This window comes from Halomonas sp. PGE1, from assembly GCF_013000985.1.
GTDB lineage: Bacteria > Pseudomonadota > Gammaproteobacteria > Pseudomonadales > Halomonadaceae > Halomonas > Halomonas alkalicola.
Genome location: NZ_CP053032.1, coordinates 2,201,122 through 2,214,504 on the forward strand (window position 1 = coordinate 2,201,122; position 13,383 = coordinate 2,214,504).

The 13,383-nt window shown below is 69.3% G+C and carries 14 protein-coding genes; 8 read left to right on the top strand and 6 right to left on the bottom strand.

Annotated elements, in window-relative coordinates; genetic code table 11:
- Positions 1 to 73: 73 nt before the first annotated feature.
- Both HIR79_RS10385 and gloB read right to left on the bottom strand, forming a co-directional pair.
- Positions 74 to 1,279 carry a transglycosylase SLT domain-containing protein gene (locus HIR79_RS10385; protein WP_169958304.1) on the bottom strand — a complete coding sequence of 402 codons (1,206 nt, stop codon included), beginning with the start codon at positions 1,277 to 1,279 and terminating at the stop codon, positions 74 to 76.
- 76 nt (positions 1,280 to 1,355) lie between these two features.
- Positions 1,356 to 2,123, bottom strand: a complete 768-nt coding sequence (gloB, locus tag HIR79_RS10390) for a hydroxyacylglutathione hydrolase (protein WP_169958305.1) — start codon at positions 2,121 to 2,123, stop codon at positions 1,356 to 1,358.
- A gap of 68 nt (positions 2,124 to 2,191) precedes the next feature.
- Between gloB and HIR79_RS10395 the strand changes: the two genes are divergently transcribed.
- Genes HIR79_RS10395 through nudC form a run of 4 tightly spaced genes read left to right on the top strand, consistent with a single transcriptional unit; the run spans position 2,192 to position 5,044 of the window.
- A complete protein-coding gene (locus HIR79_RS10395) occupies positions 2,192 to 2,995 on the top strand; it encodes a class I SAM-dependent methyltransferase (protein WP_169958306.1) in 804 nt (267 codons plus the stop codon).
- A complete protein-coding gene (gene rnhA / locus HIR79_RS10400; RefSeq protein ID WP_249322114.1) occupies positions 2,988 to 3,479 on the top strand; it encodes a ribonuclease HI in 492 nt (163 codons plus the stop codon). Before HIR79_RS10395 ends, rnhA begins: the two co-directional genes overlap by 8 nt.
- A 45-nt stretch (positions 3,480 to 3,524) precedes the next feature.
- Positions 3,525 to 4,274, top strand: coding sequence for a DNA polymerase III subunit epsilon (dnaQ, locus tag HIR79_RS10405; protein ID WP_169958307.1), 750 nt, complete (start codon positions 3,525 to 3,527; stop codon positions 4,272 to 4,274).
- Positions 4,274 to 5,044, top strand: a complete 771-nt coding sequence (gene nudC / locus HIR79_RS10410; RefSeq protein WP_169958308.1) for an NAD(+) diphosphatase — start codon at positions 4,274 to 4,276, stop codon at positions 5,042 to 5,044. The genes dnaQ and nudC overlap by 1 nt, the downstream gene beginning before the upstream one ends.
- 50 nt (positions 5,045 to 5,094) lie before the next feature.
- On the opposite strand, the gene HIR79_RS10415 is transcribed toward nudC, so the two are convergent.
- The gene (locus HIR79_RS10415) at positions 5,095 to 5,406 is read right to left on the bottom strand and encodes an SCP2 sterol-binding domain-containing protein (RefSeq protein WP_169958309.1); all 312 of its coding nucleotides are present in this window, start codon (positions 5,404 to 5,406) and stop codon (positions 5,095 to 5,097) included.
- Between the two features lie 139 nt (positions 5,407 to 5,545).
- Between HIR79_RS10415 and sohB the strand changes: the two genes are divergently transcribed.
- A complete protein-coding gene (gene sohB / locus HIR79_RS10420; protein ID WP_119021106.1) occupies positions 5,546 to 6,586 on the top strand; it encodes a protease SohB in 1,041 nt (346 codons plus the stop codon).
- On the opposite strand, the gene HIR79_RS10425 is transcribed toward sohB, so the two are convergent.
- Positions 6,583 to 6,906 (bottom strand): ArsR/SmtB family transcription factor, encoded by a 324-nt coding sequence (locus tag HIR79_RS10425; RefSeq protein ID WP_169958310.1) that lies wholly within the window; start codon positions 6,904 to 6,906, stop codon positions 6,583 to 6,585. The genes sohB and HIR79_RS10425 overlap by 4 nt on opposite strands.
- A gap of 307 nt (positions 6,907 to 7,213) precedes the next feature.
- Between HIR79_RS10425 and HIR79_RS10430 the strand changes: the two genes are divergently transcribed.
- The 3 genes from HIR79_RS10430 to HIR79_RS10440 all read left to right on the top strand — a co-directional run bounded on the left by HIR79_RS10430 (position 7,214) and on the right by HIR79_RS10440 (position 10,820).
- Positions 7,214 to 9,151 (top strand): propionyl-CoA synthetase, encoded by a 1,938-nt coding sequence (locus HIR79_RS10430; protein WP_283241834.1) that lies wholly within the window; start codon positions 7,214 to 7,216, stop codon positions 9,149 to 9,151.
- 171 nt (positions 9,152 to 9,322) lie between these two features.
- Positions 9,323 to 10,003, top strand: coding sequence for a 7-cyano-7-deazaguanine/7-aminomethyl-7-deazaguanine transporter (locus tag HIR79_RS10435; protein ID WP_169958312.1), 681 nt, complete (start codon positions 9,323 to 9,325; stop codon positions 10,001 to 10,003).
- Between the two features lie 34 nt (positions 10,004 to 10,037).
- A complete protein-coding gene (locus HIR79_RS10440) occupies positions 10,038 to 10,820 on the top strand; it encodes an alpha/beta fold hydrolase (RefSeq protein ID WP_169958313.1) in 783 nt (260 codons plus the stop codon).
- Positions 10,821 to 10,844: 24 nt separating this feature from the next.
- Here HIR79_RS10440 and HIR79_RS10445 read toward each other — a convergent pair whose 3' ends face one another.
- Together HIR79_RS10445 and HIR79_RS10450 are read right to left on the bottom strand one after the other, a co-directional pair.
- Complete coding sequence (locus tag HIR79_RS10445) at positions 10,845 to 11,981, bottom strand: exonuclease domain-containing protein (protein WP_169958314.1); 1,137 nt, start codon at positions 11,979 to 11,981, stop codon at positions 10,845 to 10,847.
- A complete protein-coding gene (locus HIR79_RS10450; protein ID WP_169958315.1) occupies positions 11,981 to 13,366 on the bottom strand; it encodes an ABC transporter substrate-binding protein in 1,386 nt (461 codons plus the stop codon). The genes HIR79_RS10445 and HIR79_RS10450 overlap by 1 nt, the downstream gene beginning before the upstream one ends.
- Positions 13,367 to 13,383 lie beyond the last annotated feature (17 nt).

Consider the following 13,383-nt stretch of genomic DNA (forward strand, 5'->3'; position numbering starts at 1 on the left):
CGGCATCGGTCGGCCAATAAGGTGTCAGGCCCCGGGCGGCTTGGCAAGCCTGCCGCCGCTCGGGGCGCCCTGCCTATCGGGAGGCGAGGCTCTGGCGGGGCAGGTCGAGGACCTGGCCAGGCTGGAGGATGTCGCCGTTGAGCCCGTTGGCCTGGCGGATCTGGGCGACGCTCACGCCCTCGCGAGAGGCGATGGCCGAGAGGCTGTCACCCTGCTGCACCACGTAGCGGGCTTCGCCGCTGCCGACCGGAGAGGCGGGCGTCTCCAGGCGGGCCATCAGGGTGTCGGCGCGGTCGGCGGGCACCAGCAGGACCCGGGCCTGGCCGGGGTTGGCGGTGCCGTTGCGCAGCGCCGGATTGAGCTCGGCCAGCTCGCCACGGCTGGCGCCCGAGAGGCGGGCGGCCTCGTCCAGGGCCAGGGGGCGATCCACGGGGATCTTGGCAAATGCCGGCGCGTCCTCGATCTCGGGGAGGGCGACCTGGTATTGGTCAGGATCGTTGATGATGGCGGCGATGGCCTTGAGCTTGGGTACGTAGTTCATGGTCTCCCGAGGCAGGGAGAGGCTCCAGTAGTCGCCGGCGTGGCCCTGGGCGATGGCGTTGCGGCGCGACCGGTTCACGGTGCCGGCGCCGGCGTTGTAGGCGGCCAGCGACAGCTCAAGGTCGCCGTCGTACCACTGGTCGGCCTGCAGCTCCAGGTAGTCCAGGGCGGCGCGGGTGGAGGCGACCACGTCCAGGCGGCCATCGTAGCCGTTGCCACGGCGCAGGCCCAGGGCGTCACCGGTGCCGGGCATGAACTGCCACAGGCCGGCGGCGCCGCGGTGGCTGCGGGCGGTGGGGTCGAAGGAGCTCTCGACGAAGGGGATCAGGGCGATCTCGCCGGGCAGACCGCGCTCCTCCACCTGCTCGACGATCCAGGCCAGCCACGGGCGGGCGCGCTCGGTGATCTCGACGATGTTATGGGGGCTCTGGCGATAATACTCGATCCACTCCTGGACCCGGGGCTCATCGAGGCTCTCCTGCCACTGGAAGCTGGCACGCAGCCGACTCCAGGCGTCGCGGGGCTCGAGGGCCAGGGCATCCCAGAAGTGCTGCTCTGTGGGCAGTCGATGGGCCTCGGCGGTCTGGGGGGGCGAGGCGGTGCCCTTGAGGGCGTTCTGGCGCTGTTCGGGGCTGAGGGTGGCGGCCTGGCTGTAGACGCCGCTGGCCAGCAGCGAGCCGATCAGGGCCGTGGTGCTGGCGAAGCCGATCAACTTGCGTCGCTTGGTGTGGTAGGTCATCCGGAAGGGTTCCTCCTGGTCGTGAGCGGTCCCGCCGACAGCGGGGCAATCCGCATGACGTCCAATCGGGGCTGTATCAAAAGTTGTCTTTCCAGCTGCGCAGCGTGGCGAAGGTGGCCGATTCGCTGTCGGTGTCACCATGGGCCGAGGCCGCCTGGCGTACGCCGGCGTCCTGGCAGCGCAGGAAAGGATTGATGCGCTTCTCGCGGGCCAGGGGGCTCGGCAGCGTGGGGCGATCGAGCTCCCGGGCGCGCTGGCACTCCTCCATGGCCTTGGCCACATCCGGATTGTGAGGATCCGCGGCCAACGCGAAGCGCAGGTTGGCCAGGGTGTATTCGTGGGCGGCGAATACCAGGGTATCGTCGGGCAGCGCCGCGAGCTTGCCGAGGGAGGCGTGCATCTGCTCGGGGGTGCCCTCGAAGAGCCGGCCGCAGCCGGCGCTGAACAGGGCATCGCCACAGAACAGCAGCGGCGGGATGCCGGCGGTGAAGAAGGCGATATGATCGAGGGTGTGCCCGGGTACCTCGTGCACCTCGAACAGCCTGCCCAGGGCACGGAACTCGTCACCCTGTCCGACCCGCTCGTCGATGCCGGCAATCTTCGGATTGTTGGGGCCGATGACCCGCGGCGCATAGCGTTCGATCAGCTCGGGCAGGCCGCCGGTGTGATCCTGGTGGTGGTGGGTGATCAGCACCGTGGAGAGGGTGAGTCCCTCCCGCTCGATCAGCTCGATTACCGGGGCGGCATCGCCCGGGTCGACCACGCAGATTTCGGAGTTCGTGTCCTGGCGCAGCAGCCAGATATAGTTGTCGCCAAACGCGGGAATCGGTGTCACGCTCAACATGGGCATGGCGTCCTGAATGGGCATGAACGGGTCGCAAAATCCGCCCAGAATGGAGGAACCTGCTGCCAATGTCAATTTCTCCCACGCTTTCGTCCCTGGCCGCGCTGGTGCGGGACGGGCGCCGCTTCTGGGCCACGCCCGGTGGTCAGGCGGTGCGTCAGGCCGAGCGCGCCTGCCTGGGGCCGGTGTGCGAGCGGCTGTTCGGCGGGCACAGCCTCGAGCTTGGCATGAGCGGGGCGCTGGCGGACATGTGCCCGGTGCGCCATCCCATGGCCTGGGCGCCGACCCGGGAGCTGGCCGAGCATCCCGCCACCCTGATCTGTCCTCTCGACGCCCTGCCGCTGCCCGACAGCTGCCTGAGCCTGGTGGTGATTCACCACCTGCTCGAGGTCGCGCCCGACCCCCACCGCACGCTACAGGAGGCCGCCCGGGTAACCCGCAATGACGGCCGGCTGATCATCTTCGGCTGGATGCCCCTCTCGCCGGGGGCCCTGCCGCGGGTGTGGCCCGGCCGGCGGCGGCGGCTGCCCTGGCGCGGCCACTGGCGCACGCCGGCTCGCCTGCGCGACTGGCTGGCATTTGTCGACTTCGAGATCGAGCGGGTAGACTACTGCGGCTTTCATCTGCCCGGCGGCATGCCCCGCAACGCCTCCCTCGAGACCCTCGGGCGGCGGCACAACCTGCCGCTCGGCGACAGCTATATGATCCAGGCGAGCCGACGCCCCCAGCTGGCCCAGCGCCAGGGGAGCTCGCTCGGTTTTGCCAGGCCCTTCGGGGGCTCGGCCCTGGGCGCGACCCGCCTGGGCCAGCCGCGAATGCTGCCCGAGCCATGCCCTCCCCACGACCAGGAAAGGATGACAGAGGTTGACTGAGACGCTGACCGAGAAGGTTGCCGAGACGGGCGCCGACGCCCTGCCCGAGGTGATCATCTATACCGACGGCGCCTGCCGCGGCAATCCCGGCCCCGGCGGCTGGGGCGCCCTGCTCAGGAGCGGTCAGCACGAGAAGGCGCTGAACGGCTTCGAGTCCCGCACCACCAACAACCGCATGGAGCTGATGGCCGCGATCATGTCGCTGCGCGAGCTCAAGCGGCCCTGTCGCGTGCAGCTGTGGACCGACTCCGAGTACCTGCGCCGCGGCATCACCGAGTGGATCCACAACTGGGTCAAGCGCGGTTGGAAGACGGCCGGCAAGCAGCCGGTGAAGAATGCCGAGCTGTGGCGAGAGCTGCTCGAGGAGACCCATCGCCACGCCATCGAGTGGCACTGGGTCAAGGGCCACAGCGGCCACCCGGGCAATGAGCGCGCCGATGCGCTTGCCAACGAGGCCATCGATGCGGCGCACTCCCGGGCCTGAGCCGGTCGTCGTCCTCCCCATCCTTCCTGAGCCAGAGAGTTTCCCATGCGCCAGATCATCCTCGACACCGAGACCACCGGCATCGACCCCCGGGAAGGCCACCGCCTGATCGAGATCGGGGCGGTGGAGATGGTCAATCGCCGGCTCACCGGCAACACCTACCACCAGTACATCAACCCCGAGCGGCAGATCGAGGCGGAGGCGGTGGGCGTGCACGGCATCACCGACGAGCGGGTGGCCAACGAGCCGCGGTTTGCCGAGATTGCCGATGCGTTCTGGGCCTTCATCGAGGGCGCCGAGTTGGTCATCCATAACGCTCCCTTCGACGTCGGCTTCATCGACCACGAGTTCGAGAGGCTCAATCGGGCGCGCGGCGAACCTCGCCTGGGCCCGGTGGCGGCGCACTGCGGGATCCTCGATACCCTGGTGATGGCCCGCGAGAAGCATCCGGGGCAACGCAATAACCTCGACGCCCTGTGCAAGCGCTACGAGATCGACAACGGCCACCGGGTGCTCCACGGCGCCCTGCTGGACGCCGAGATCCTCGCCGACGTCTACCTGGCGATGACCGGCGGCCAGACCGCGCTCTCCCTGGACGCCTCGGCCGGCGGTGACAGCGGCGTGGCCGGCAGCGGCGGGATGGCAATTCGCCGCCTCGCCCTGGAGCCGGGCCGCCTGGCGGTGCTTTCGCCCAGCGAGCAGGAGCTGGCCGCCCACCGCGCCAAGCTGACGGCGATCCGCAAGGCGTCCGGGGAGTGTCGCTGGGACCGCATGGGCGAGGGGGTGCCGCACTGATGCTGCGGCGTGAGCTGCCCCTCGAGGCGGCGGCGGGGCGCGTCATTCGCCTGGCCGAGGGGCGCATCGCTCCGGGGCCCGATGGCGACCTGCTGCAGCCGCCCCAGCCCTGGACGCCGGCCATGCAGCCGCTCTGCTACTGGCATGACGAGCCGGTGGCGCTGTCGTTGGAGGAGGCGCCGGAAGAGACCTGGCCGGATGGGCGGGGCTGGCTCGCCAGGTTGCCGGAGTCGCGCTTCGCGCTGCTCTCCACTGCCCTGCAGGTCGGCGCCTGGCTGCGCGACCATCGCTTCTGTGGCCGCTGCGGCACCCCCGCCGAGCGGCTCGACGCCGAATTCGCCATGCACTGCCGCACCTGCGGCCACCGCAACTACCCGCGCATCTCGCCCTGCATCATCACCCTGGTGACCCATGGCGATGCGCTGCTGCTGGCGCGCAGCCCGCGCTTCCCGCCGGGGCGCTACTCCACCCTGGCCGGCTTCATCGAGCCCGGCGAGTCCGCCGAGGAGGCGGTGCGTCGTGAGGTCTTCGAGGAGGTGGGGCTGCAGGTGGGGCGCATCCGTTACTTCCGCAGCCAGGCCTGGCCCTTCCCGCACTCGCTCATGCTGGGCTTCTTCGCCGAGGCGGCCAGTCGGCGCATCCGCATCGACGGCGTGGAGATCGCCGATGCGGCCTGGTACTCGCCGCGCCGGCTGCCGCAGCTTCCGCCGCTCTACTCCATCTCGCGGGCGCTGATCGAGACCCACCTGACCGAGGTGGCGGCCCGCTAGAACGACATCGGGCCGCCCAGGGCGGCCCGATGGTGGCGGGGCGTGCTGCCTCAGCCCTTGGGGAAGAGGCTGGTCAGCTTCGTGGCCAGCATCACGTTGCCGGTGGCCTTGAGCTTGCCGGTCATGAAGGCGGTCATGCCGTTGACCTCACCGTTCATGAGGCCCTTGAGGGTGTCGGTGGACATGCTCAGGCTGACGGAGGGATCGTCGTGCTCGCCCTCCTGGATGTCGAGGGCGCCGTCCTTGACCACCAGGTAGTGGCTGCCGGCATCGCTGAAGTGGAACTGGAAGACGTCATCCATGCCCTGGGCGGACTGGGCGTCGAAGCGGGACTGCAGCTTGTCGAGGGTGGAGAGGCTCATCGGGACTCCTGGGGGTGGGTGGGCATCGGTCATCAGGTTATTTCAAACGATTGTTTCATTCAAGCGCCTTGACGCTGCCCGGCACGCCTGGCGTGCTAGGGGGCATGGGCAGGCGCTCGGACACGGACAGGAGAGCATCATGAACGATTGGCTGGCCGATTTTGGCATGTTCCTGGCTCAGCTGGTGAGCCTGGTGGTGATCATCGCCCTGGCGGTGGCGCTGGTAGCCCGGGTGCGCGGCGAGGTGGGTGATCGCAGCCGGCTGCGCCTGGATGAGCTCAACGATGCCAGGGACTACCGTCGCCGCCGGCTGACCCTGGCCGCCAGCGAGCCCGGGGCCCGCAAGCGTCTCATCAAGGCCTTTCGCCGCGAGGACAAGGCCCGCGACAAGACCGGGCGCAAGGGGGAGAAGGCCCGGCAGTCCATCGCCTGGGTGATCGACTTCCATGGCGACCTGCGTGCCAGCGCCACGGGCAGGCTGGCCGAGGAGGTCTCGGCGCTGATCGATGCCGCCGACCAGGGGGATGAGGTGATCGTGCGGCTGGAGTCGGCCGGAGGGCTGGTGCATGCCTACGGGCTGGCGGCCGCCGAGCTCGACCGTCTGCGCGAGGCGGGCCTCAGGACCACGGTGTGCGTGGACAAGGTGGCGGCCAGCGGCGGCTACCTGATGGCCTGCGGGGCGGACCAGCTGCGCGCCGCGCCGCTGGCGGTGGTGGGCTCCATCGGCGTGGTGGCCCAGGTGCCCAACGTGCACCGGCTGCTCAAGCGGCACGACATCGACGTGGAGGTGCTGACCGCCGGGCGCTACAAGCGCACCCTGACCGTGTTCGGCGAGAACAGCGAGGAGGGGCGCGAGAAGTTCATCGACGAGCTGGAAGGGGTCCACGCGCTGTTCAAGCGTCACGTGGCCGAGCGTCGCCCGTCGCTGGATATCGAGGCGGTGGCCACCGGGGAGACCTGGTACGGGCGCGAGGCCCTCGAGCGCGGCCTGGTGGACGCCCTGGGCACCAGCGAGGCCTACCTGGTGGAGCGCATGAAGGAGGCTCGGGTGATCCACCTGCGCCTGGAGCCGCGCCGCCGCCTGGCGGATCGGCTCGGGGCGGCGGTCTCCGTCGGTGTGGAGCGGGCGCTGGAGAAGGGGCTCGAGGTGCTGGAGCAGAGCCCCCTGCGCCGCCGCTAGTCGGCCATGCCGAGCTGGCCCAGTGCCTCGATGATGGTCCGGGCGCTGTCGCCCTGCCAGGAGTAGTAGATGGTCTGGGAGGCCCGCCTGGTGGAGACCAGGTTCTCCCGGCGCAGGATCGCCAGATGCTGGGAGAGGGCCGACTGGCTGAGGGTGAGCCGGCTGTTGAGCTCGGTCACCGAGAGCTCCTGCCCGTCCAGCAGGCAGAGAATGCGCAGCCGGTTGTCGTTGGCCATGGCCTTGAGCAGCGCCGTGGCCCGATCGATGGTGGCGTCGCCTCCCGCGAGGAGGCGCGCTGCCGTGCTGTTGGAATTGCCCATGTGAATTCCCCGCGCTGGCAGGTGCAGAAGTGGTATGCCGTGCTGGCCCCGTGCCCTCAGGGGCCAGCGGCTCCGATCAGGCCGTTGTGATCGCTCCTTGGCGAGCGTCCTTTCCTCATTTAGGACTTGATTAAAGCATAGACCACCCGTCGGGGAGTGGAAGAGTGTCCCTGCGCGTTGAGAGAGGGTTGGCGCGCACCTCTGTTGTTGACAATGTTTCCCCTGATATCTCCTCCTTTTGTCGAAAGTTAGCCTATCGTATGAGGGCGTCGGCGGCCTGGTGCATTACAGTGTCAACAATCCTTCGATGTCACTGACCTGCCACAGGACGATCATGAGCACCTACGCCAACGAATTTCGCCGCTCCATCGAGCAGCCGGAGAGCTTCTGGGCCGAGCAGGCCCGTCGTATCCCCTGGTTCAAGGCGCCGACCCAGATCCTTCACTATGACGAGGCCAACCACGCCCGCTGGTTCGCCGACGGCGAGCTGAACATCTGCCACGCGGCGCTGGACCACCACGTGGAGCAGGGCCGCGGCGACCAGCCGGCGATCTTCTGGGACTCGCCGGTCACCGACAGCAAGCGCACCCTGACCTATCGCGAGATGCGCGACCAGGTGGCGACCTTCGCCGGCGCCCTCAGGGGGCTCGGCGTGGAGAAGGGCGATCGCGTGGTGATCTACATGCCCATGGTCCCCGAGGCGCTGGTGGCCATGTATGCCTGTGCGCGCCTGGGCGCCGTCCACTCGGTGGTGTTCGGCGGCTTCGCGCCCCACGAGCTCGCCGTGCGCATCGAGGACGCCACCCCCAAGGTGGTGGTGGCCGCCTCCTGCGGGGTCGAGGTCAACAAGGTCCTGCCCTACAAGGGGGTCATCGATTCGGCCGTCGAGCAGAGCAGCCACAAGCCGGATGCCTGCGTGATCTTCCAGCGCGAGCAGCACACCGCCGAACTGAGCGAGCGCGACCATGACTGGGCCGCCCTGATGGCCTCGGCCGAGCCCGCCGACTGCGTGCCGGTGAAGGGCACCGATCCGCTCTACGTGCTCTACACCTCCGGCACCACCGGCAAGCCCAAGGGCGTGGTGCGCGATACCGGCGGCTACGCGGTGGCGCTGGCCTACTCCATGGAGGCCATCTACGACATCGCCCCCGGCGAGGTCTTCTTCTCCGCCTCGGACGTGGGCTGGGTGGTGGGTCACTCCTACATCGTCTATGCGCCGCTGCTGCGCGGGGCCACCAGCGTGGTCTACGAGGGCAAGCCGGTGAAGACTCCGGACGCCGGCGCCTTCTGGCGGCTGATCAGCGAGTACCAGGTGAAGAGCTTCTTCACCGCGCCGACGGCGTTCCGCGCCATCAAGAAGGAGGACCCGGACGGCAAGCTGCTGGCCCAATACGACATCTCCTGCATGAAGGCGCTGTTCCTGGCCGGCGAGCGGCTCGATCCGCCCACCTTCCACTGGCTCGACGACCTGCTCGAGGTGCCGGTGATCGATCACTGGTGGCAGACCGAGACCGGCTGGCCCATCGCCGCCAACCTGCATGGCCTGGAGCCGATGCCCACCAAGGCGGGCAGTGCCACCGTGCCGGTGCCGGGCTTCGACGTGCAGATCCTCGACCGTGAGGGCGAGCGCATGGGCCCGATGGAGCAGGGCAGCGTGGTGATCAAGCAGCCGATGCCGCCGGGCTGCCTGGTGGGGGTGTGGGGCGACCCGCAGCGCTTCCACTCGGCCTACATGGCGGCCTTCCCGGGCTACTACCTGACCGGCGACGGCGGCTATGTGGACGAGGACGGCTACCTGTTCATCATGGGTCGCACCGATGACGTCATCAACGTGGCTGGCCACCGTCTCTCCACCGGCGAGATGGAGGAGGTCGTCGGCGCCCATTCCGCCGTGGCGGAGTGCGCGGTGATCGGCATCCACGATGCCCTCAAGGGGCAGCTGCCCATCGGCCTGGTGATTCCGAAGGACGGCTTCGAGGGGCGCGAGGACGACCTCGAGCAGGAGCTGATCGCCCTGGTGCGCGAGAAGATCGGCCCCATCGCCTGCTTCAAGCAGGTGCTGGTGGTGGACCGCCTGCCCAAGACCCGCTCCGGCAAGATCCTGCGCAAGCTGCTGCGCAGCATCGCCGACGGCAAGGAGTTCGGCATCCCCTCCACCATCGACGACCCGGCCAGCCTGCAGGATGTGCACGAGGCCATGAAGGCCCGCGAGGTGGGCGCCGCCCACGAGGCGCGCCAGGTCTGATGCCCTGACGGCATTCGCCAGACCGCCTCCATGACGCCGCCCCTCGGGGCGGCGTTCTTGCTGCTGGCATGGCAAGCGCCAGGCGAGGTCCGTATAATGCGCGACCGCACGCTGCCGCGGCAGCCCGTTCCACGAGGGTTCCCTCACCCCTCCCGTAAAAAAGGATGCTCCATGTTCGCGCTTTCCGATGCCCAGCAGCGCCGCCTGCTGGCAATGCTGGTCGGCTTCCATATCCTGGTGATCGCCGCCAGCAACTACCTGGTGCAGCTTCCCTTCACCCTGTTCGGCTTCCATACCACCTGGGGCGCCTTCAGCTTTCCGTTCATCTTCCTGGCCACCGACCTCACCGTGCGGCTGTTCGGCAAGGAGCCGGCCCGGGCCATCGTGATGCGGGTGATGCTGCCGGCCCTGGTGATCTCCTATGTGGTCTCGGTGGTCTTCCCGCGGGGCGGCTATGCGGGCCTGGGGGCGCTTGGGGAGTGGAACCTGTTCGTGGCCCGCATCGCCGTGGCGAGCTTCATGGCCTACCTGCTGGGCCAGCTCCTCGACGTGCACGTCTTCGACCGCCTGCGAGGCCTCAGGGCCTGGTGGGTGGCGCCGGCGATCTCCACCGTGCTCGGCAATCTGGCCGACACCTTCGCCTTCTTTTCGATCGCCTTCTACAACAGCCCCGACCCCTTCATGGCGGCCAACTGGCTGGAGATCGCCTGGGTCGACTATGTCATCAAGCTGGGCATCAGCCTGCTGTTCTTCGTGCCGCTGTATGGCGTGCTGCTGGCGACCCTGAGCCGCCGCCTGGTGGCGGCCACCGAGGCCGAGCCTGCCGCCGCGGCGGCGAGGTCCCGCCCCTGACACAGGCCGGGGAGCCGGCCAAGGAGAAAGTGCCATGACCGTAGAGCTCAACTATCTGGATACCGGTGGCGATGGCGTGCCGCTGGTGGTGATCCATGGCCTGTTCGGCAGCGCCGACAACTGGCGCTCCCACGTCAAGGCGTGGGAGGCGACGCGGCGGGTGATCACCGTGGACCTGCGCAACCACGGCCGCTCTCCCCACGTCGAGGGGATGGGCTACGACGCCATGGCCGATGATGTGACCCGCCTGCTCGACCGCCTCGAGGTCCCCAGCGCCCACCTGCTCGGCCACTCCATGGGCGGCAAGGTGGTGATCTCGCTGGCGCGCCTGGCGCCCGAGCGGGTGGCCTCGCTGATCGTTGGCGATATCGCGCCTGTGGCCTATGGCCACGACCACGACACGGTGTTCGCCGGCCTGCGCCGCCTCGAGGAGGGGAAGCCGGCCAATCGCCGCGAGGCGGACGACCTGCTGGGCGAGCACGTCAAGGAGCGGGCGGTGAGGTTGTTCCTTGCCACCAACCTGGAGCGTGGCGAGGAGGGCGGGCTCAGGCTGCGCCTGGGGCTCGACGAGATCCAGGAAGACTACGAGACCATCATGGGGCCGACGGCGGGCGAGGGTGCCTTCAGCGGTCCGACCCTGGTACTGCGCGGCGCAAACTCCCACTACGTCACCGATGAAATGCTGCCGGCCCTGCGGGAGGTGCTCCCCGAGGCCGAGGTGGTGACCCTGGAGGCCGGCCACTGGCTGCATGCCGAGCAGCCCGAGGCGTTTCGGCAGGCAGTGGAGACCTTTCTGGACCGGCTCGCGCCCCAGTGACGGTAGGTGCGCTGACGCTTGCGCCTAGGCGTCTGCCTGGCGCGCCGCGTGTTCCGTCAGCGGTTCGTCGCCCCGGCAGGCGCCGCGACAGCGCCCGAGCTGGCTCGCGAAGCAGGCGCCTCGTCCCTTTTCCAGCCCCAGTAGGCGCAGGCAGAGCCCCTGGTCGGCGGCGATCTGATGCAGCGCCTGGCGGGCATCACGGGCGCTGCGAAACAGGCCCATCATCGACTCGGCCTCTCGGCCGGTCAGGGTGTCGGCTTGACACAGTTCAGGACGGCTTGCCGCCATCGGCCAGGACCAGCCTACCAGTCGCCCAGAGCGGCGCAGGCGCCGGTTCATGATCGGCTGGCGCTCCTTGATCAGTCTCGCCTCCAGTAGCTGGGCGCCCAGGTCGCCGGCCGTTTCCCTCCAGTCGATGTGGCGCACCTGCTGGGCCAGGCGCATCTCGCGGTCGTCCCGGTGGTCGGCCTGGAAATGGCTCATGACCCGAGAGCGGATGTTGACGCTCTTGTCGATGTAAAGGGGCAGATCGTTCTCCCCGTGCATCAGGTAGACCCCGGGGGTGGCAGGAAGCGCCTGGATCATGCCCGGATCGAGGTGCGCCGGCAGGCTGGGGAGGCGGCGCTGGCGCTGGAGTTCGTCGGCCAGGCGTGTGGGGGGATGCGCTACCTGCCATTGTAGCCATAGGGCGAGCAGGGCCTCGGCGTCGGCCATGGCGCGATGGCGGGTCGCCGTGATGATGCCGTGGCGCTCCAGCAGGGCGGCCAGGTTGTGCTCACGCTCCTGCGGTGCCAGGCGCCGTGACAGGCGCAGGGTACAGATCACTTCGGCGCTGTATTCCACTCCGGCGAGCCGGAAGGCGTTGCGCAGGAAGCCGTAATCGAAGCGTGCATTGTGAGCGACCAGGACGGCGGGTCCGAGCCACTCCCGGAGCTCTTCGGCGACCTCGGCAAAGGTCGGGGCGTCCTCGACCATGGCGTCATCAATGCCGGTCAGTGCGCTGATAGGGGCGGGGATGCGTACCCTGGGGTTGATCAGCCGGTGCCAGCGGGAGGTCACTTCGCCGTGCTCCACGCGCAGGGCCGCAATCTCGGTGATGCGGTCCCGGGTGGTGCGGATGCCGGTGGTCTCGAGATCGAGGAAGATCAGCGGTTCGTCCATCACGGAGCGCCCAGGTCGACCCCGAGCCTGCCGACCGGGGTCAGGGTCTCGGTCAGGCCGCGCTCGTGGAGGAACGCCTCGAAGCGCGCATAGCCGCCCCGATCCAGGGCGGCGGGGCGGGCGCTCAGGCGCAGCAGCATGGGCAGCCAGGCGTCCCGGTTCGCCGGGGTGTCCATGGCGGGTTCCCGCTCCGCCAGGAGCGCCCAGGCCGCCTCGGGATGCTCCAGGCTCCAGGCGGTGGCTTCGGCGAGCGCCTCCAGCAGGCGCCGCAGTCTCTCTCGCTGCCCACCCACGCGGTCGCGGTTAGCCACCAGGATCAGCCCCTCGTGGCGTGGGATCCCGTGCTCCTCGAGTCGCAGCAGGTGGGTGGAGAGGCCTTCGTCGCCCAGTCGCCGGGGCAGGCCGAGGCGCTGTGGCGTCATCACGCCGTCCAGTCCCTGGTCGACCATCTCGTTCACGGCGCTGAAGTTGACGTCCACCAGTTCGAGTTCCTCGATGGCAATACCGTGGGGCTTGAGCAGCAGCGGCAGCAGCAGCTCGCGGCTCTCCTCCACCGAGTAGCCGATGCGCCTGCCCGCCAGCTGGGCCGGTGACGCCAGGTCGCCGTCGTCGCGCAGCAGGAGGCCCGCCAGGGGCAGCTCGACCAGGGTGCCGATCCGCACCAGCGGCAGGCCGCGATCCACCTGCAGATGCAGCAGCGGCTGACGGCTCACGGCGAGATCGATGCGACCGGCGGCCAGCAGTCGCGTCGGCAGGGTGGGGTCGGCGGGGGTGGTCAGGGTCACCTGCAGGCCCCGGCGCTCCAGCATGCCCCTGTGCAGGGCGATGAACAGGGCAGCGTGCTGAGGGCCCGGGTACCAGTCCAGCATGATCTCCAGGGGCTTGAGGGGCGGCGGCTCGAGGGGCTCGGGAGGCGTGAGTGCCACCCTGGGTCCCTCGTCGACCAGATCGCTCGTCGCATCGGCCTCCGGTGAGTCCGAGCTGTCCTGGGGAGCCGGGGCGGCGCCGATGGCGTCCTCTCCATCCGTGTGGCCGGTGGCATCGCCGGCCGGGGGCGGCGGTGCCGGCCTCACAACAGCGGACTCACTGCCTGCCTCCCGAGCCTTCTCGGTCGTCTTCTTGGTCGTCTCCTCGGCTGTCTCTTCTGACGGGGCCTCTGATGGCTCCTCGAGGGCCTGCTCCCGCGCCGGGATCTCGGGCACCAGGACGGTCGTCGCAAGCTTGGCGGGCGCCGGTGCGTCCCGGGGGAGGTCGGGCACCACCAGGGGCGGGGGCTCCTCGGCCGCTACGCTCGTCATCGGCGCCAGGCTCGAGAGTGCCGCCATCAGCAGGGTGAGGGCGGACGCCACGGCGGTCAGTCGCCTGGGCTGGGCGGGGTCGGGCATGCACGGGCTCCGGCAGT

Excerpts from the sequence above, each read along its gene's own strand:
- HIR79_RS10435 (WP_169958312.1), top strand. The coding sequence starts at position 9,323 with ATGTTCGCGCTTTCCGATGCCCAGCAGCGCCGCCTGCTGGCAATGCTG.
- HIR79_RS10430 (WP_283241834.1), top strand. The coding sequence starts at position 7,214 with ATGTCACTGACCTGCCACAGGACGATCATGAGCACCTACGCCAACGAA.
- HIR79_RS10440 (WP_169958313.1), top strand. The coding sequence starts at position 10,038 with ATGACCGTAGAGCTCAACTATCTGGATACCGGTGGCGATGGCGTGCCG.
- HIR79_RS10415 (WP_169958309.1), bottom strand. The coding sequence starts at position 5,406 with ATGAGCCTCTCCACCCTCGACAAGCTGCAGTCCCGCTTCGACGCCCAG.
- HIR79_RS10385 (WP_169958304.1), bottom strand. The coding sequence starts at position 1,279 with ATGACCTACCACACCAAGCGACGCAAGTTGATCGGCTTCGCCAGCACC.
- dnaQ (WP_169958307.1), top strand. The coding sequence starts at position 3,525 with ATGCGCCAGATCATCCTCGACACCGAGACCACCGGCATCGACCCCCGG.
- HIR79_RS10395 (WP_169958306.1), top strand. The coding sequence starts at position 2,192 with ATGTCAATTTCTCCCACGCTTTCGTCCCTGGCCGCGCTGGTGCGGGAC.
- sohB (WP_119021106.1), top strand. The coding sequence starts at position 5,546 with ATGAACGATTGGCTGGCCGATTTTGGCATGTTCCTGGCTCAGCTGGTG.
- HIR79_RS10425 (WP_169958310.1), bottom strand. The coding sequence starts at position 6,906 with ATGGGCAATTCCAACAGCACGGCAGCGCGCCTCCTCGCGGGAGGCGAC.
- gloB (WP_169958305.1), bottom strand. The coding sequence starts at position 2,123 with ATGTTGAGCGTGACACCGATTCCCGCGTTTGGCGACAACTATATCTGG.
- HIR79_RS10445 (WP_169958314.1), bottom strand. The coding sequence starts at position 11,981 with ATGGACGAACCGCTGATCTTCCTCGATCTCGAGACCACCGGCATCCGC.
- nudC (WP_169958308.1), top strand. The coding sequence starts at position 4,274 with ATGCTGCGGCGTGAGCTGCCCCTCGAGGCGGCGGCGGGGCGCGTCATT.
- HIR79_RS10450 (WP_169958315.1), bottom strand. The coding sequence starts at position 13,366 with ATGCCCGACCCCGCCCAGCCCAGGCGACTGACCGCCGTGGCGTCCGCC.